Origin of the sequence: Stecheria intestinalis (assembly GCF_009696165.1) — a bacterium.
GTDB lineage: Bacteria > Bacillota_I > Bacilli_A > Erysipelotrichales > Erysipelotrichaceae > Bulleidia > Bulleidia intestinalis.
In genome coordinates this window covers 254287-272822 of the sequence record NZ_VUMN01000001.1, presented here as the reverse complement: position 1 = coordinate 272822, position 18536 = coordinate 254287, and the positions used below count along the sequence as shown (strand labels likewise).

Annotated in this window: 13 protein-coding genes; 12 read left to right on the top strand and 1 reads right to left on the bottom strand. The window is 51.4% G+C overall.

The features are described from left to right. The first annotated feature begins 108 nt into the window (after positions 1 to 108). From FYJ51_RS01320 to FYJ51_RS01265, 12 genes are all read left to right on the top strand, one after another. Positions 109 to 669 (top strand): TetR/AcrR family transcriptional regulator, encoded by a 561-nt coding sequence (locus FYJ51_RS01320; protein WP_205946098.1) that lies wholly within the window; start codon positions 109 to 111, stop codon positions 667 to 669. Beyond that, the gene (locus tag FYJ51_RS01315) at positions 666 to 3014 is read left to right on the top strand and encodes a glycoside hydrolase family 2 protein (RefSeq protein ID WP_154502318.1); all 2349 of its coding nucleotides are present in this window, start codon (positions 666 to 668) and stop codon (positions 3012 to 3014) included. Before FYJ51_RS01320 ends, FYJ51_RS01315 begins: the two co-directional genes overlap by 4 nt. 17 nt (positions 3015 to 3031) lie before the next feature. Then, positions 3032 to 4438, top strand: coding sequence for a glycoside-pentoside-hexuronide (GPH):cation symporter (locus tag FYJ51_RS01310; protein WP_154502315.1), 1407 nt, complete (start codon positions 3032 to 3034; stop codon positions 4436 to 4438). Then, positions 4428 to 6005, top strand: a complete 1578-nt coding sequence (locus FYJ51_RS01305) for a glycoside hydrolase family 36 protein (protein ID WP_154502312.1) — start codon at positions 4428 to 4430, stop codon at positions 6003 to 6005. The genes FYJ51_RS01310 and FYJ51_RS01305 overlap by 11 nt, the downstream gene beginning before the upstream one ends. An 87-nt stretch (positions 6006 to 6092) precedes the next feature. Continuing rightward, complete coding sequence (locus FYJ51_RS01300; protein ID WP_154502309.1) at positions 6093 to 7439, top strand: vWA domain-containing protein; 1347 nt, start codon at positions 6093 to 6095, stop codon at positions 7437 to 7439. Continuing rightward, positions 7436 to 8980, top strand: a complete 1545-nt coding sequence (locus tag FYJ51_RS01295; RefSeq protein WP_154502306.1) for an ATP-binding protein — start codon at positions 7436 to 7438, stop codon at positions 8978 to 8980. Before FYJ51_RS01300 ends, FYJ51_RS01295 begins: the two co-directional genes overlap by 4 nt. Beyond that, entirely contained in the window at positions 8980 to 10278 is a 1299-nt protein-coding gene (locus FYJ51_RS01290; protein WP_154502303.1) for a leucine-rich repeat protein, read from the top strand. The genes FYJ51_RS01295 and FYJ51_RS01290 overlap by 1 nt, the downstream gene beginning before the upstream one ends. A gap of 477 nt (positions 10279 to 10755) precedes the next feature. After that, on the top strand, positions 10756 to 11055 hold the full coding sequence (locus tag FYJ51_RS01285; RefSeq protein ID WP_105304907.1) for a WXG100 family type VII secretion target: 300 nt from the start codon (positions 10756 to 10758) through the stop codon (positions 11053 to 11055). A gap of 17 nt (positions 11056 to 11072) precedes the next feature. Continuing rightward, positions 11073 to 11372, top strand: a complete 300-nt coding sequence (locus FYJ51_RS01280; protein WP_105303798.1) for a pore-forming ESAT-6 family protein — start codon at positions 11073 to 11075, stop codon at positions 11370 to 11372. Further along, on the top strand, positions 11350 to 13491 hold the full coding sequence (locus FYJ51_RS01275; protein ID WP_154502300.1) for an Ig-like domain-containing protein: 2142 nt from the start codon (positions 11350 to 11352) through the stop codon (positions 13489 to 13491). Before FYJ51_RS01280 ends, FYJ51_RS01275 begins: the two co-directional genes overlap by 23 nt. Next, positions 13488 to 17417, top strand: a complete 3930-nt coding sequence (locus FYJ51_RS01270) for an FtsK/SpoIIIE domain-containing protein (protein WP_154502297.1) — start codon at positions 13488 to 13490, stop codon at positions 17415 to 17417. Before FYJ51_RS01275 ends, FYJ51_RS01270 begins: the two co-directional genes overlap by 4 nt. Before the next feature lie 15 nt (positions 17418 to 17432). Further along, positions 17433 to 17690 carry a hypothetical protein gene (locus tag FYJ51_RS01265; RefSeq protein WP_105303795.1) on the top strand — a complete coding sequence of 86 codons (258 nt, stop codon included), beginning with the start codon at positions 17433 to 17435 and terminating at the stop codon, positions 17688 to 17690. Here the strand turns inward: FYJ51_RS01265 and FYJ51_RS01260 are convergent, their stop codons facing one another. Further along, positions 17691 to 18521, bottom strand: coding sequence for a radical SAM/SPASM domain-containing protein (locus FYJ51_RS01260; protein WP_154502294.1), 831 nt, complete (start codon positions 18519 to 18521; stop codon positions 17691 to 17693). Positions 18522 to 18536 lie beyond the last annotated feature (15 nt).

The following is an 18536-nucleotide window of genomic DNA, read 5'->3' as shown; positions in this document are numbered from 1 at the left end:
TCTTATGCTGCGGTTCTTGATTTTTTATGTCTGCTCTTGCGAAAGCGGTTACATCAAACTATAATGGAAACCAGAAAGAGAAATCCGGTTTCCGGAAAGGAGTATTCTATGTCACTGAGGGAAGAAATCCTTGATCAGGCAACACACCTTTATGCTGAAAAGGGATTGAAATTCACCATGCAGGATGTGGCTGAAGCCATGCACATCGCAAAGAAAACCATCTATCATCTCTACCCATCCAAAGAATCATTGCTGCTGGACCTCTGCGACACCGGCTTTGCAAAGATCCATGCCCAGAAGCAGGCGATCATGGAGCAGGATATCCCGCTTGCGGAAAAGCTCAGAAAAGTCATTGTGGCCATGCCGGAAGAATACCAGATGCTGGATTTCCGGAAGCTGGAAGGAATCGGAGAGAAATATCCCTCTGTTGCTAAGAGCATCCGGAAGAATCTGGAAACGAACTGGGAACCGACCCTTCAGCTGATGGAAGAAGGAATCTCTACCGGAGCATTGCGCAGCGATCTTTCGATGCCGGTATTCCGCATGGTCGTGACGGCCAGCATCGAGTCCTTCCTCTCCACAGACGGACTCAAGGAATACGGCATCACTTATCATGACGCTCTGGATTATCTCGCAGATCTTCTGATGAAAGGAGCTGAAGCAAGATGATCTTACTGGACAATGACTGGGAATTCACGCCGGCATGGACGGATGCATTTGCAGAAGGAAGCGGAACCGGAGAACCGGTACGGCTTCCGCATACCGTGAAAGAAGTGCCGCTGCATGAAGCAGATCCTGCTTCGTATCAGATGATCTGCGGATACCGGAGAATGCTGAAGATTCCTGATGACGCAGAAGGAAAGAGACTCTTCCTGCAGTTTGACGGATGTGCGCATATCGCCGAAGTATTCGTGAACGGCAAGAAGTGTGCTGAGCATCGCTGCGGCTATACCGCCTTCCGGACAGAGATCACAGACCTTGTATCTCTGAACGAAGAGAACCGGATTGCGGTGAAACTGGATACGACCGAGAATCCATCCATTCCTCCGTTCGGATTCGTGATGGACTATCTGGCCTATGGCGGCATCTATCGGGATGTGTGGCTGGATGTACGGAACCAGACTTATCTGAACGATGTCTATCTCCGCACTCCTCGTACGGATCAGATCATTGCAAAGACACAGCTGGATGGCGATGCAGACGGAATGGAACTTCAGCTCTGCGTGAAAGATGAAGAGGGAAACGAAGTTCTTTCAGAGACATGGCCTGCCTCTGAGCATTCCCATGCATGCAGGATCATCAATCCGCATCTCTGGTCGATGGAGGATCCATATCTGTATCAGGCCGAGGTGTCTTTGAAGAAAGGAAAAGAAATTCTTGATACCGTTTCCCGGCATCTTGGAATCCGGACGGTTTCGATCGATCAGGATCATATCCTGCTCAATGGAAAGCAGGTATTCCTGCGCGGTCTGAATCGTCATCAGTGCTACCCGTATGTTGGCTATGCGGCATCCCAAAGCCTTCAGAGAGAAGATGCAAGAATTCTGAAAGCAGAGCTGCAGGTCAATGCAGTCAGAACATCCCATTACCCGCAGAGCCAGTATTTTCTCGATGCCTGTGACGAGATTGGGCTGGCAGTGTTCACTGAGATTCCCGGCTGGCAGCATATCTCTTCCGACCCGGGATGGAGAGAGCAGTGTGTTCAGAATGTCAGAGAAATGGTGATGCAGTACCGGAATCATCCGTCGATCTTTCTCTGGGGTGTGAGAATCAACGAAAGTCTCGATGATGATGAACTCTATCAGAAGACAAACGCGGCTGCGCATGAGCTGGATCCGGATCGTCCGACCAGCGGTGTGAGATATCTCGAGAAGAGCCATCTTCTGGAAGATGTCTATGCATTCAATGACTTCTCTCATAACGGAACAAACGGCGGGGTAAGGCCGAAGGACAAAGTGACTCCGGATGGGAACAAGCCGATGCTGATCAGTGAAGCAAACGGACATATGTTTCCGACCAAGCCTTATGACACCTGGCAGCGCCGGCAGGAACATGCGCTCCGCCATGCCAGGGTGCTGAATGATGCGATGGCAGACGGAAAACATGCTGGATGTTTCCAGTGGTGCATGTTTGATTATCCGACCCATCAGGACTTTGGTTCTGGCGATCGCATCTGCTACCATGGCGTGATGGACAGTTTCCGCAACCCGAAACCAGCAGCATCTCTTTATGCTAGCCAGGGCGAATCGGAGCCAATTCTGGAAGTATGCACGCCGATGGATATCGGCGATTACAATGCCGGGCAGATTGGAGAGATCTACGCTTTCACGAATGCCGATGAAGTCCGCCTGTACAAGAACGATCAGTTCGTGAAGAGCTTCCATTCCGAAGGGTGGAGCGGTCTGAAACACGGACCGGTGAAGATCGATGATCTGATCGGTGAACTGATCCGTGAGAACGAGCATTTCCCGGAGGCCGAAGCGAAGCTGATCCATGACTGCCTGCTTGCTGCAAAAGAGAAGGGCATGAGCAATCTTCCGCTTTCCATCAAGCTGAAGCTGCTGTATGCGATGAAGCATTACCACCTGACGATGGAAGACGGCTACCGCCTGTTCGGGACTTATGTCGGCAACTGGGGCGGCAAGGCAACAGTCTGGAGATTCGATGCCGTAAAAGGCGGGAAAGTCGTGAAGTCCGTCGTGAAGACGCCGGATACGAAGCTGCATCTTGAAGTGAAGAACAGCAATCCCTGCATGCATGAAGGAAGCACGTATGACATGAGTGCCATCCGCATCCGCCTGCTGGACAGCAATGACAACCTGGCCAGCTATGCCCAGATTCCTGTCTGCTTCCGCGCGGAAGGACCGATCGAGATCGCCGGTCCGAAAATCGCTGTGCTGGAAGGCGGCATGGGCGGAACCTATATCCGGACCGTCGGAAAGACAGGAAACGCAGTACTTCATATTCAGACAGATCAGACAGAATCTGTTTCTGTTTCATTCATCATTGACTGAAGAGGGGAGAGCATTCTATGGAATTCTCAAAGCGTCAGACCGCCGGCTATGGGCTGGGTGCCGTCGGAAAGGACATGGTCTATGCACTGAGTGCAAGCTATGTCATGTATTACTATCAGGATATTCTCGGAATATCTGCAACATTCGTTGGCGTCGTTCTGATGGCCGCCAGAGTCTTCGATGCGCTGAATGACCCGTTCATGGGCATTATCGTCGAGAAGAGCAATCCGAAGTTCGGAAAGTTCAGCACCTGGATCCTTTCCGGATCGATTCTGAATGCGTTCGTGCTTTATGCATTGTTCAGTGTTCCGTCAGCATTATCCGGCGGCGGTCTGCGCACGTATTTTGCAATCATCTATGTGCTCTGGGGCGTGACCTACACGATGATGGACATCCCGTTCTGGTCCATGATTCCGGCAGTGACCAGGGAAGCAGAAGACCGTGAGAAGCTTTCCGTCGTTGGCAGAACCTGCGCCGGCATCGGCAATGCGCTGATCACTGTGTTTGCAATGAAGATGGTTACGATGCTCGGCAATGGCAGCGAACGCAGCGGATTCAGCCGTCTGGCCCTGATCGTCGCCGTCCTGTTTGCACTGTTTGAGATTCTCTGCGTCCACAGCATCCAGGAGCGCAAACTCAGCAAGCAGCCCGCAAAGTCTGCATCGCACACTGCAACAGTGAAAGAGATGTTCCAGGCTCTGTTCCGCAATGATCAGGCCATGGTTGTGGTCGGCGTGATTGTGCTGATTGACTGCGCGCTGTATATCACCTCCAATCTGCTGATCTATTTCTTCAAGTATGATTTCGGCGGAGCTTCCTGGGTGGACAGCTACACGCTCTTCAATACAGTCGGAGGTGCTTCCCAGATTCTCGGCATGATGGTGCTGTATCCGCTGCTCAGAAAGAAGCTTGCCAATGAACAGATCTTCCGTCTCTGCCTGAGACTTTCGATGACCGGTTATGTGCTGATCCTCATTGCCTGCCTGGCAGGACTTGGCGGATCGCTTGGCGTGCTCTGCATTCCGGGTGTGCTTGTCTTCCTTGCCAACGGCATGCTGACAGTTCTGACGACCGTATTTCTGTCTTCTTCCGTAGACTATGGAGAACTCACGACGGGCAGCCGTCAGGAGTCTGTGATTTTCAGCATGCAGACGTTTGTCGTCAAGGCCAGCTCTGCCATTGCTGTGCTGATCAGCGGTGTCGGCATCGATCTGATCGGTCTTGTTGGCAACAGCCAGACTACCGGGGCCGTTGCTGTTCAGAGTGCTTCCACCTTGCTTGGCCTCCGTCTTCTGATGACTGTGCTGCCATTCCTCGGACTGTTCTTTGCGATGATACTGTTCCGGAAAAAGTTCAAGCTCACGGATCAGAAGAGCGAAGAGATGATTGAAGAACTGAAGGAACGCCATTCTCATGACGCATGAACTGAAGTGGAGCGTGAAGACGGACTCCTTTCATCAGGAAGGTACCTGCAGCGAACTCAATCATGAAATCCATCTCAGATGCAGCGGTCTCCATGGAACTCTTGAATCCGTGACTGCTCTATTGAAGATTCCTGTCACTCCTGATACCAGAATCTTCATGAATGGCTATCAGACCTGGACCTGGTGCAGAGAGCAGAAGCCTGATGGGAAAACCAGAGGCGTCAACCGGATTCCTTCGTTTCTTCTTAAAAAGTATGCCTTTGATCGGTACGGGGATTATCACTTTACCGATTACCCATACCGGAATGGCTTCCATCAAGGGGAATCCTGGTGCTATTTCCVCAATGGGGATCAGTACCTGCTGATTGCCTCGACCAGTGAGGAAGGCGGGTATACGCAGTTCTTCTATGAGAAACAGAACGGAACTCTCCGCATTGAGAGAGACTGTGCAGGAGTCGAAGCAGATGAAGCTTACCCGCTTCTGGACCTTTATCTTGCGGAAGGAAAAGAATCAGAAGTATTTGACGGCTGGATGGAAGCTGCTGGAATCAAGCCGCTTCCTGCTAGGAAACTCTATGGCTATTCCAGCTGGTACAACCGGTATCAGAACATCACGGAACCGGCAATTCAGAATGATCTGAAAGGATGCCGGACGATCTTTGAACCGGGTGACCTGTTTCAGATTGATGATGGCTGGGAACCCTATGTCGGAGACTGGCTGAATCCGGATCCCAGGAAGTTCCCCGGCGGAATGAAAGCCCAGGCAGACGCCATCCATACGGCCGGATTCAAAGCAGGTATATGGCTGGCACCATTTGCGGCAGAAGAGAAGTCCGACCTGTTTCAGGAACATCCCGACTGGATCCTGAAGCATGAAGGAAAGCCGTGGAAGTCCGGCTGCAACTGGTCTTCGTTCTATGGTCTTGATCTTGATCATCCGGAAGTTCAGAACTATCTGAAAGAGGTATTCCATCAGGTATTTGACGAATGGGGATTCGATCTCGTGAAGCTCGATTTCCTGTATGCAGCAGCACCATTCGGGACTCGGAAAGAGTCACGGGCTGCCAGGATGATCCGGGTCATGAAGTTCCTGAGAGAACTCTGCGGCAGCCATCCGATTCTCGGCTGCGGCGTTCCGGTGATGCCTGCATTCGGGCTCACCGAATACTGCCGGACGAGCTGCGATGTGAGCCTGGACTGGGATGATGTGCTGTATATGCGCGGGTTCCACCGGGAACGCAATTCCACGAAACACGCAATTGAAACCAATCTAGCCAGAAGACAGCTCAATGGCAGAGCCTTCGGGAGCGATCCGGATGTATTCTTCCTGCGAACGGAAAACTGCCGCCTCACCGAAGCAGAGAAGAATCTCCTGGCGACCCTGGATGCTCTGACCGGGACGGTATTCCTGACAAGTGATGATCCTGGTTCCTATACAGAAGCCATGAAGCAGAAGTACCGGGAGTACCGCCATATGACGGAAGCGAAGGTAGAATCAGTATCCCTGGATAGCGGCATCACGATCACATATGTCCTTGATGGAGTACGGCATGTGTTTCATTCCTGAGAAGTGCGTAGGCACTTCTTTTGTTTTGTCGTTCCTTCTTGCAGTTCATTAGGAATCTGAACCGGAACCAGGTATAATTTCCTCGTTATGGAAACGGATAAACAAGCAGAAGCTCTGGCAGCAGAAGTGATGCAGGGGGCAAGAGATCAGATCGTGGCCAGGATGCCTTATCTCAACCGGGCATTGTTTGCGATGCCGGTGAGGTTCTATGCTCCGGATCATGAAACAGATGAGATCACGCTCGGCTATGGCTGCGATGGGACTTATCTCTACGTGATGCCGCAGGCCGTTCTGAGAGATGCGGACCGGAATCCGATGCTGGTGGTACGGGCTTATCTTCATATGGTTCTGCACTGTCTCTTCTTCCATGGTTTTCAGTATGTGACGCTGGACCGGGATGCCTGGGATTTTGCGGCTGATGCGGCCGTGGAGGCTGCGGTGCTCAATCTTGGCTGGAAAGAGATCGAAGTACCGGAAGATGCTGAACGCTTTGCGCAGCTGACGGCAGTCAATGATGCCTGCAAAGGCGTCACGGCAGAGAAGATTTATTCCTGGCTCATTCATCATCCCGATGAAAAATGGAAACTCATGAGACATGAACCCCTGTTCCGGAGAGACGTGCATGAATTCTGGCTGACGAGAGATGTCGAAGGCAGAAAATATGCCGGACGGGATAAAGCGTATCCCGCAAAAGCTCAGGTCAGCGATCGCTGGAAGAAACTTGAGCAGGCAACGGAAAATCAGATCCAGTCATTTGAGAAGACGCAGGGCTATCAGCCTGGCACCGTTTCCTCGAAGCTGAAGCTGAATCGCCGCGGTTCTTATGACTACAGCACCTTTCTTAGAAAGTTTGCGGTTTCCGGAGAACAGGTCTCGCTGAGTCCGGATGAATTTGATTATATCTACTATACGTATGGCATGAGCCTGTACGGCAACATGCCGCTGATCGAACCCCTGGAATACCGGGAAGATACGAGAATCCGCGACTTCGTGATCGCGATTGACACGAGCGGATCCGTGCAGGGAGCACTAGTCAAGGCATTTCTGAAGAAGACCTGGGAGATTCTGTCTTCTTCGAAGAATTTCTTCGAGCAGGTGAATGTGCATGTGATCCAGTGCGATGCAAAGATTCAGAAAGAAGTGACGCTGCATAATCAGTCGGAGTTCCAGGAGTATCTGAAGAATATTGAGCTGCAGGGCTTCGGCGGAACAGATTTCCGGCCGGTATTTGCAAGAGTAAGGCAGCTGATGGATGCGCATGCCTTCCGGAATCTCAGAGGTCTTCTATATTTCACAGATGGCAAGGGCATCTTCCCTGAAGAAGTCCCGCCGTATCAGACGGCATTCATATTTGCAGGCAATGGTTTTGCGGCACCATCGGTCCCGCCATGGGCAATCCGGCTGGTGCTGCCGGAAACGGAGTTTGAGGCATGAATATTCAGGACGCAAAAGAAGAAATCAAACGCAGTGTGAGTATTTATCTGATGAAAGACGAATTCGGGAACTACCGCATTCCCCTGGAACGGCAGAGACCGGTTTTCATGATCGGTGCGCCGGGTATCGGCAAGACCGCGATCATGGCGCAGATCGCCAAAGAACTCGGCATCTCGCTGGTTTCCTATTCGATGACGCATCATACCCGCCAGAGTGCATTAGGTCTGCCGTTCATCGACCATCGCACGTATCAAGGAAAGCCGTTTGAAGTCTCGGTCTATACGCTCAGCGAGATCCTGGCCACGGTATATGAGAACATGGAGAAGAGCGGCCAGAAGGAAGGCATTCTGTTCCTGGATGAAATCAACTGTGTTTCAGAAACGCTCGGACCAAGCATGCTTCAGTTTCTGCAGTACAAGACCTTCGGAAATCATCAGCTTCCGGAAGGATGGGTCGTGGTGACTGCCGGCAATCCGCCCGAATACAACCGGGCCGTGCATGAATTTGATATTGCAACCCTGGACCGCCTGAAGGTGCTGCATGTCGAACCGGACTTTGAAGTATGGAAGAGGTATGCAGAACAGAAGCAGCTCCATCAGGCCATTCTGTCCTTCCTGGAAATCCATCCGGATGATTTCTACCGCATTCAGACGACTCCGGAAGGAAGAACGTATGTGACAGCAAGAGGCTGGGAAGATCTGTCAGAAGCACTTCAGCTGTTTGAGGAAAAGGGATACCGTGCAGACGAAGAGATGATTCATGAATATCTGTCTGATCCGGAAGTAGCAGAGAACTTCGCTTCCTACTATGACCTCTACCGTAAATACCGGGATGATTATCAGATTGCTTCGATCCTGGCAGGAAAGAAAGACGCAGAAATCTCGAAGCGGATCTCGGAAGCGTCGTTTGATGAATGCATCAGCGTGACGAGTCTTCTGATGGAAGCAGTCATGCCGGCAATACTCAGGAATATGGAGCAGGAAGACGGGCAGAGAGGTCTGCTGAACCCGCTGCGCAAGCTGAAGCAGGAATGCATGGCTCATCCGGAGCTGGATCTTTCCGAACGTCTGGAAGAAATCCGCACGTCCCTGGAAGAAGAAGCGAAGAAAGTCCAGGACGCCAGAGGACTGACAGACCGTGAGAAGCGGATTGTCGCTTACGAATGTGCACTGCTGAGACAGACCAGAAAAGGCGTGGAACTGGAGCGCCCGAAAGATGCAGCAGAGGGTTTCCGCTATGCAGAAGCCAACTTTCAGCGTGAAGTGCATACGATGAAGCAGAATGCAGAAAGCATCCGGGATCAGCTGGCAAATCTCTTCCAGTTCCTGAAAGAACAGTTCTCTTCCGAAGAAGAGATGCTGCTGGCAGTCACGCAGTTCACCGTCAATACGAACTGTGCAAGATTCCTTGCCCAGCATCCGGTTCCGGAATATACCGAAGCCAGCGAGCGTCTTCTCGTGAAGGACCGCAATGCGGACCTTCTGCGCAGAGTTCATGACTATCAGCGCACGATTGAAAAAGAAGGGGATCTGTCCCTCTGATGGGAACGTTCTCTTTTGAGCCCTGTGAAGACGGAATCCGACTGACGGCATGGAGCGGACCGGAAACGGAACTGGAGATTCCAGAAACCATTGACGGGAAGAAGGTCCGGGTGCTCGGCACGATGATGTTCTTCGAGAAAGGCAGCCACCTGACCAGACTCTGGCTGCCTGATTCCATCCGGATCATTGAAGCAGATGCCCTGGAAGGATGTGCCGACCTCGAAGATCTGATTCTGAATGAAGGATTAATCTCTCTTGGCCGTGAGTTCGCCGGAATGTGCAGTCTGAAGGAAGTCAGGATTCCTGCTTCTGTCTCAATGATTGATGAAGTTTCTTCTCTGGATTTCCGCCTTCAGTTTGAACCAGGCGGAAGCTACTGGACGGATGGGTTCGGAATCTATCACAAAACTGCAGAAGGAATCGTCTTTGCAGGCATTCAGCCAGGAGATGAAAGAATCACTTATGCGATTCAGGAAGGAACGGTAAAGACCGAAAGAAGGGCTCTGGATCGCCGGAATAATCTTCAGAGCCTCAATCTTCCTGCCACGCTGAAAGAGATCGCACCTGGCTCACTATTTGCTACCGGCGATGGATTTGCGAAACGCCGTGGCATCAGAGATTTCTCTATCGCAGCCGGCAATTCGTTTTTTGCGGTGCAGGATTCCATGCTGTACCAGAAGAATGAAGCAGGAAAAACCCTGCTTGCATATACTGGCGAAGAGAAGGAAATCACTCTCGATGATTCCTTTGAGGCAATCGAGAGACTGTCATTCTTCCGGGCTCCCGTTCATCAGGTAATATTTCCGGAGGCCAGGATCCGCATCGCTGAGAATGCATTTCTGGATTGTGAGCTGGAAGAAGCAGTCTTTCCTGGGTTCCATATCCTCTTTCCGAAACATCATGAGATGCTGAGACAGGAACTGCTCGCATGTTTCGGAAGAAACGGAACTCTGTTTGATTGGAACCGCTACGACCGCGCCATGAAGGTTTCCTTCCTCAGTGCTGAGCGCGTTCGTCTGCTGAGTGCAAGACTCCGGTGGCCAGAGGGGCTGTCGGAGACGTTCCGAGCATCATTCTTTCAGCTGCTGTCTGAAAAACTTGAAGAAGCATGTGCACTGGCAGATGAAGCAGATGATTCTGATTCAATTCTGCGTCTTGCTGAATGCGGACTGATCACGAGAGAGAATCTCGATGACTGCCTGCAGCATATGATCTCAGGGAATCCTGGTCCTTCTGCAGCACTGCTTGCATGGAGTGCTTCTCACCTGCCTTCTGATTCTGATGATTTCTCATTATGAGCATCCACCATGGATGCTTTTTTCAAAAACTGCGCTGGCTGCAGCGCAGCATCATTTCATTGCGTATGAAATCTTCGGAAGAAGTGCTAACAGTCAAAAGATCCTAAGGCGTTTTACGCCGTGATTGAAAATGAACCGAGCTGAATTTCATTTTCTCTGAACACTCAGAATCATGGGGCCAGGTGTTGCGCCTCTGATATGATGTCTATCTTCAGCCCTTGTTGTCTGTCCCTGGGCTGCTCTTGATAATAGCCTTCATTGAGAAAGGAATAGTCCCAGAGCATTGTTTTATCTGCCCAAAAAACACCTTTTGTCATGGTATCAAAACCATGGTCATTTTCTCAAATTTTCTAAGAATTCTATTTCCATCCAGCATAAAAGCATGAGTTTTCCCGCATCGTTCATTCCATTTCTGATTATTTTCGGGGGATCTCGGTTCTTTCTGCAATGAAGAAAGCAGACAAGGAGGATGTCGAAATGCGTTCCATTGCAGTAGAACCAGAACAGCTTGAAGCAAGTGCAGCGAGAATTGAAGAACACAATCAGGATTATTCCAGGGCCTATGCCCAGCTATTCGACGCCGTCGATACGATGAAGGCAGGATGGCAGGGAAAGGACAATACTGCCTTCAGCACGCAGATTTCGAAGTTTCAGACGGACTTCAGAGAGATGTCGGTGCTCTGTTCCCAATATGCGGAATTTCTCAGAAACAGTGCGAAATCCTATCGGCAGATGCAGGAAGATCTCGCCTCGCAGGCAGCGAATCTCGCTCAGTGAACAGGAGGAAATGAGAGATGGCAGAACTGAAGATCACGCTGGCACAGGTCAGCGAATGCGCAGGACAGATCCGTTCCTGCAACCAGCAGATGTTTGAAGATCTGAATCAGATGAAAAAAGAGATGAATGATACCGCTGCATCCTGGATCTCGGATGGCGGACAGGAAATCAGATCGCGCTTCAATCAGTTTGCAGGCAGGTTCGATACCCAGAAAGAAACGATTGACAGCTATGCAAGATTCCTGGATCGCACCGTAGAGTCCTACGATTCCCTGGAAACGACGATTACCAGCAATGCGTCCGGCATGCAGGCTTAGGCATGCGTTTCTCCTTCTGATCTGCATCCCTGCAGTACTCCTGCAGGGGTGCAGCCGGAAGGCTGTAAATGGCATCAGCCTCGGAGAATGGATCAGAGAACTGGATGAAAGAGCAGGCATCAGCGAATACCGCGAAACTGCTCCGTATTTCATGAATGTCCCGATTGATTCTCCGTATTATGACTCGGTTCAGGCTGCTGTGGAATGGCAGGTTCTGGAACCTTCTTCCGGTTTTGATCCGGCTGCTCTCTTGACCAGGGAATGGGCGGCCAGCACCTTGATCAATCTCAGCGGAAGAGAGATGAAATCCGACAGCAATCTGAAAATCAAAGATCGCAGTGCTTCCGCATTTCCGAAGCAGATCGAAGCAGCAGTGACCACCGGCTTCATGAGCGTCGATGAAAAGAATCGGTTCCGGCCGAAAGAAGTCATGGACAAAGAGGAAGCACTGATTCTGCTGGATCAGATGGTGGATTACATCAATCACCGCACGTTTGAGGATTCAGCAGAAGAGAACACAATCACGTTCAATGAAGCATTTGAGCAGGTGGAAGCAGAACCGATTCTCTTTGATGAAGAAAACCAGACAGCAGTATTCCCGGCTTCTTCGGGACTGAAAGAGAATTCCATTGCACTATGGGAAGATGAAAATGGTGAGCAGCATGGTCTTACCATTGACTCTGCAGAAGTATCAGAAGATGGCGAAACCCTCGAAGTGAAAGGACATGAAACCGAGTTTACGGAACTGATCAGCGACATGAACGCACATTCTTCGTTTGATGTCGACTTCACGCAGGCTGAGATCATTGATCTGATCGACGGGACCGTAGTTCAGTCAGCTCCCCCGGAAGTGAATGTGCCAGCCGGAGGAGTCCGGGAGATTCATGCGCCTCTTCTGAATATTCCGCATGAATTCCATGGCTACAAGATCAATTTCAGGACGACCAGGGACTCCATCTCCTGCACCGTGGATAAGAAGACCGCAGATGGTATGAAGATCCATGGCAGTGCTGTGCTGAACTCCGTAAAGCCTTCTTACGACGTCGATATCAGCAAGCTGAAGATCCAGGATGCTTATTTCAAAGTGGACTTCACGACGGTCGAACAGCTGAGTGTCAAGCGTGAGAAGAGTGCAGCAGCTGAGAAAAAGATTACGAATTCACTTCCCGCCAATGCTTTTCTTACCGCAGTCAATTCCCTCTACAGCAAACCTGAAAAAGAAATCACGGTTCCGATCGCATCAATCCGGATTCCGATTCCCGGAGTTCCGCTGACGGACATCGATATCCGTCTGAATGTGAAGATCTATGCGAGCGGAAAAGCGGAAGTGACCTTCACGCAGAACCATGCCGTCGGCATGGAAGTGAAGAACGGCGTCATGCGGGTCATCAATGATACCGGTCACTCCGAGAAGACGCTGTTTGAAGGAAATACCGGAATCTGTGCATCCGTAGGCATGGGCATCVGCAGCGGCGCAATCCGGGTTGCGGACTTTGATGTCGAAGGAGGCGCTGAACTGAAAGCAGGTGCTACGATTCATCTCTATGATTCGGATGGCGGCCATCAGAAAGTCGATGGCGGAGAGCTTCCGTATGATCTCCTGGACGATGTATCGGCGAAGTTCCCGGATGTTCTCGTCTGTGCGGATCTCAGTGCGCATCCGATTGTCTCTCTGAATCTCAATTCCTCAAAGACTCTGTTAGGAAAGATGGGATTTTCAAGGAAAACAAGCCTGCTGGAAAAAGGACAGGGAGAACTGCTGCCCAGCGGTCATCGGCATATGGAAAATGGACAGTGGGTCGCGAAATGCACCCGGAAAGACCGTGAAGCAAAGAAGAAGACTAATCTTGTCGAAAGCGACCAAATCCGGATCGCGAAATACAGTCTGATCGTCAGTCCCGGAGAGATGGAAGTGATTCCGCTCACGGCGATTCCGAAAGGCTATACGGTGAGTGATCTCGTCTTTGAATCAGAGAATCCGGAAATTGCCGGCGTCAGCGCAGGCAAGGTATCCGGAAACCGGGAAGGCAGCACGATCATCCGGATCCATACGTCTGATCAGGCTTACTCCATCAGCTGCAACGTCACAGTCCGCATTCCTGAGGCGTCCAAGTCATGATCGCCTGGATTGCGGATCCCGAACATGCTGAAGCGATCCGGATTCCCAAGGGATCTGTTCTGTTTCAGGTATTCGGGCAGGATGCGATGATCCTGAATGACTCCGGACGCATCTATCTGCGGCTTCCCCGCGGCATCCGCGCCAATCGAACTGAAGAGATCCGCCATGAAACGCGGATCTTTCTCACGGAAAGCCGGACGAAAAGAGAGGCATCTCTGTGCTTCAGCGGGGCCGAGGAAGGATATGAAGTATTTCATCGCTACTCCTGGCAAGGCGAGGTTCTTTCAATCGGCAGCAGCCCGGAAGATACGATTCGGATCGCAGACCAGAATCTGGCTTCCTCACAGTTCAGAATTGATCGGAAACAGATGCTTATCCAGGCGGAAGAAGGAATTTCTGCCGTGCTGAACGGATCGCTGATCGACAAAGAACAATCCTTCTGCTGGTGCAGCTGCTTCCGGGTACTGAATCTGCAGATCGTATTTCATCCGGAATTTCTTCTGATCAATTCCTGCGGAAATCTGACCGTATCGCTGCCGCGGTTCGAGAAGAGTCCGGCAGAAAAGCTTCCGGAGGCATGCATGATCCGCATCGTGCGGACCTGGAGAGCTCCGAAGCTGCAGCGGGAACTGTCGCTGGAACTCGAAGAACCGATGCGGCTGGAAGAACATCAGAAGAATCCTCTGATTTTCATGATGGGACCAGCGCTGACGATGTCGAGTGCGAGTCTCTTCAGCGGCTCGCTTGCCATGTACAACGGGTATCTTGCAGGAAGAGGAATCGAGGAGATGCTTCCGATGGTGCTGCTTCCGGGTGTTATGGTCGTCAGCACGCTCGTCTGGAATCCGATGCAGCGGTTCTATGAGAAACACCGGGAGAAGATGCACAGCAGAGAACGTCTCAGGCAGTACGAACGCTATCTGATCGGGCTTCACTCGGATATCCAGGAAGAACAGAAGAAGTTCCGGATGGAATGCATGGAATGCTTTCCGGATCTGGATCATCTTCTCGCACTGCCTCTGAATCCGGCTTCCGTATTCCAGAAGACGCCCGGCCAGAAAGACTGGCTCATGGTAAGAGCAGGCATCGGAACGGTATCTTATTCGCTGAATCTGAAACGATCATTCCGCCTGAAACGGGATGATCCCCTGGCAGCTCTGCTGCATGATCTGAATGAGCAGATCTGCTCGATGCCTGAGATGCCTGCCGTGATTCCGCTTTCCCGGTATTCCCGCATCGTCATCGATGCGGGAGAAGAGAATGAAGAATTCCTCTGGAACATGCTTGCATCAATTGCGGAAGACTTCGGCCCGGATCATCTGAAGATGATGTTCCTTGCCGATGAAAGCTACGAGAAGACGCATCCCTGGCTGCGCATGATTCCGCAGACGGAATGCGAAGTGGCAGGAATCCGGCTGATTGCAGGCACGCAGAATGAAGTCCGGGAAGCGTGCATGGCTCTGCATCAGGAAGGGGACCCGCCGGTCATCGTCGTGGCCCTGAAGCCGAATCTGATCACGCTGCTGGACGCCGTGAATCCGATGGTGATCCGTCTCAGCGAGGATCATAGCATTCCGGCAGGAACGGAGCTGCAGATTCATCTGAATCAGACAGAAGGAATTCTGCAGACGGATTCGGAAGCGAGAGAATTCCGCTGCGATCTGATCGGCAGAAGAAACTGGGAAGCATTCTTTTCTGCGCTTTCCAGATGCACGCTTCAGAAACGCAGCAGCACCATGCAGGCAGGTCCGTCTTTCTTCGATCTCTATCATGTGACTGATGTGAAATCACTGAAGATCCGCGAAGCCTGGGAAACCAATCTCGTCCGGGATCATATCCGCTCCCTGATCGGCATTGATTCCTGCGGAGAACCGGTGGTCCTCGACCTTCATGAAACTGGGAATGGTCCGCACGGACTGGTTGCCGGCATGACCGGTTCCGGAAAGAGTGAGTTTCTGATCACTCTGGTCCTCAGCCTGATCTGTGCCTACAGCCCGAGAGAGCTTCAGATCGTGCTGATTGATTTCAAGGGCGGCGGGGCTGCACAGATCTTCTCGAATGATCATTATGAAGTGCCTCATATTGCCGGGGTGCTTTCCAACCTGGATCTGTCTGAGATGGAGCGTGCCCTAGTGTCATTCCGCAATGAATGCCACCGGAGAGAAGTCCTGTTTCAGAAGCTCTGTCAGATTTCCGGAAGACCGGTGATGAATCTGAAGAGCTACCAGAAGATCTGGAAGGAAAGCTATGGCCTTCCGTATCTCTCCGCGATTCTGATCCTGGTGGATGAATTTGCGGAGCTGAAGAAGGAAGAACCGCAGTTCATGAAAGAACTGATCTCGATTGCCCGGGTAGGAAGATCGCTTGGCATTCATATGATTCTTGCCACGCAGAAGCCGTCCGGCGTCGTCGATGATCAGATCTGGTCGAACTGCCGGTTCAAGGTTTGCCTGAAAGTACAGGACCGCCAGGACAGCATCGAGATGATCCATTCTCCTGAGGCTGCCTGGATCCGCAAGCCGGGAGAACTGTATCTGTTCTGCGATGGTCTGAGTGTCCATGCGGCCAGCGGCTATGCCAATGCACCGAAGGAACAGTCTTCGCCAAGAGTTCAGGTTCTGGATGCGATGAAGCATGTCATTCTGGAAAATCGGGAAGAATGCGGCAGCGAAGAAACCCAGTCGGCTGCCGTGATCCGGGAAGTGCTGGAACTCGGCGCCGGATTTGAGGCACATAAGCTCTGGCTGCCTCCGGCAGAAGCTCCGGCTCTTGAGGAACTGGATAAGAGTGAAGGTGCAGTGCTCGGACGGGCAGATGACTTCTATCATTACCGGCAGCCGCTCCTGATGCTGAAACAGGAAACATATACGATGGCCGTCTTTGCGATTGACCGAAGCGACCGCCTGGCGTTTCTCCACGTGATTCTGTATGGGCTTCTGAAGATTCTGAAGCAGGGCGATGAACTGTTTCTGATGGATGATCTGAGCGGGAGTTTTGAGATGCTGAAAAAAGCTCCTCAGGTATGCAATGTCTTTGAAAGCTCTGATCAGGAACTGGTGCGCAACCTGTTCCGTCACCTGAGTCAGAGAAAGACATCCGATCAGAATGAATGCTATGTGCTGATCGATGACTACAGTGCGTTCCGGGAAAACGGTGAAAGCAATCAGCCGAATCTGCATAGTCTTCTGGAGAAGGCAGAGAAGCTGAAGATTCATTTCATTGTGTTCGTTTCCGGTTCTTCTGCGATCTCCTACCGGGATCTGACGCTGATTCCGTGCCGCATCAGCCTGCGCAACAGCAACCTGCAGGATCTGACCGGCATCTTTGAAACGGCAGTCCATAAGATCGTTGCGCATCCGTATACGGCGATGATCCGGACAGATCATCTGCTGGAAGTCCATTATCCGAAGATCACGGAAGCTGATCTTGCATCAGCTGCAGAACGTTCTTCCAGGAGGTATGGCTCAGAGAAGGCCTATGTGCTGCCGCAGGTGCCGGAGGTCATCTCCACTTCAATGTATCATGGGAAGGATCTTCTGCTTGGAATGGATATTGAGACGTATGAATGGATTGCCATTCCTGAAAGCGGAATAGCTCTGATCCTGTCGACTTATCCGGAAGAACAGGATCATCTGAGAAACGCATGGAAAGATCTGTTTGGGAACCTCATCCTGGATCCTTCAGAAGCAGAAGTGAAACAGATCCTGAAAGCAGGAAGAGGCGCGATGCTGGCAATGCCGTTTTCGAGGTATCAGGAGCTGAATTTACGTCATGATGCATCTTCTGCTCCGGTTATTTATGCCGGAGAAGGATTCCGGGAACAGTATGTATTTACTTCGCATTACCGCAAGCCGCTGAAGAAGAATCAGGCGATGTTCATTTCCAGAGGACGCTGCCGCATCATGCAGATTGCGGAATCGCGCTGAGCAGGAGGAGAATTGATGATGAAGGAACAGGTCCGGGTATTTCTGGAGTTTCCGGTTTCGCAGAAGATGTACGAATGCGTGCTGCCATGTTCGGCTTCCTTCCGGGAATGCATGAAGCTTCTGAGGCCGCTGCTTTCCGGTGAGATCGGTTCCTCGTACCGGATCGATGAGGAAACATGCATTTATGAAAAAGAACATCTGTGCCGATGCGACATGGATGTTCCATTAGGGAGTCTGAAAGCTGAGGATGGAATGACGTTTCTGATGCTGTGATCATCCGAAGCGTTTCCGGAAGCTGCAGGTTCTGCAGAAGGGTTCTGTGATCTGATGATTGCAGAATCCGTTTTTCATATTCAGATATCTCTCAGATTGAAGCAGTTCAGAGAGCGGCGTCTCAAAGACGTTCCCGAGATTGATGACGCCGGCAGCGTCCATGCAGCAGGGGATAAGGGTTCCATCAGAGAGGATGGCAATCTGATGAACCGCACCATGGCAGGTGCCGGTTTCGGAAGGAACTGCAGAGCCATCCGGCCAGGTGAACATGTTGTCATAAGTCAGATAGAGATTCCTGCCGAGTTTCAGATTGTGATTCCGATCCGTGGATTCAAACGGATAGCGTTCTTTCAGAAACTGCATGCAGGCAACGGCAGCCGGAAGATCATTCTGATCGCTCCGCCAGAAACGCAGTTCCATGATCGGATGGCCACTTTCCTGAACCTGCTTCATGAAGTGATCAATGGTATCCAGGTAAGAGGAAAGCAGGGAAAGATCCTGGGCCTGAACGGACTGCAGGGAAACTGAGAGCTTGCGCAGGGAAGGGTGAGAAAAGAGGTCAGGATAGCTGCTGAGCAGAGTGCCGTTGGTGACGAGCTGCACTTTCATCTCCGCTTCATCGCAGAGCGACAGGATCTGTTCAAACTCAGGATGGGTGAGCGGTTCGCCGCGCACATGCAGGTAGAGATACGGAGTCACGGAACGGATCTGCGGCAGCAGCTTCGCAACCTGTTCTCTTGACATCATCCTTCCACTTCTTGCCACAGGCGTGCAGAAGGGACAGTGAAGGTTGCAGAGATTCGTGATTTCAAGGTATACCCGCCGGATCATGAAAACAGTTTAACG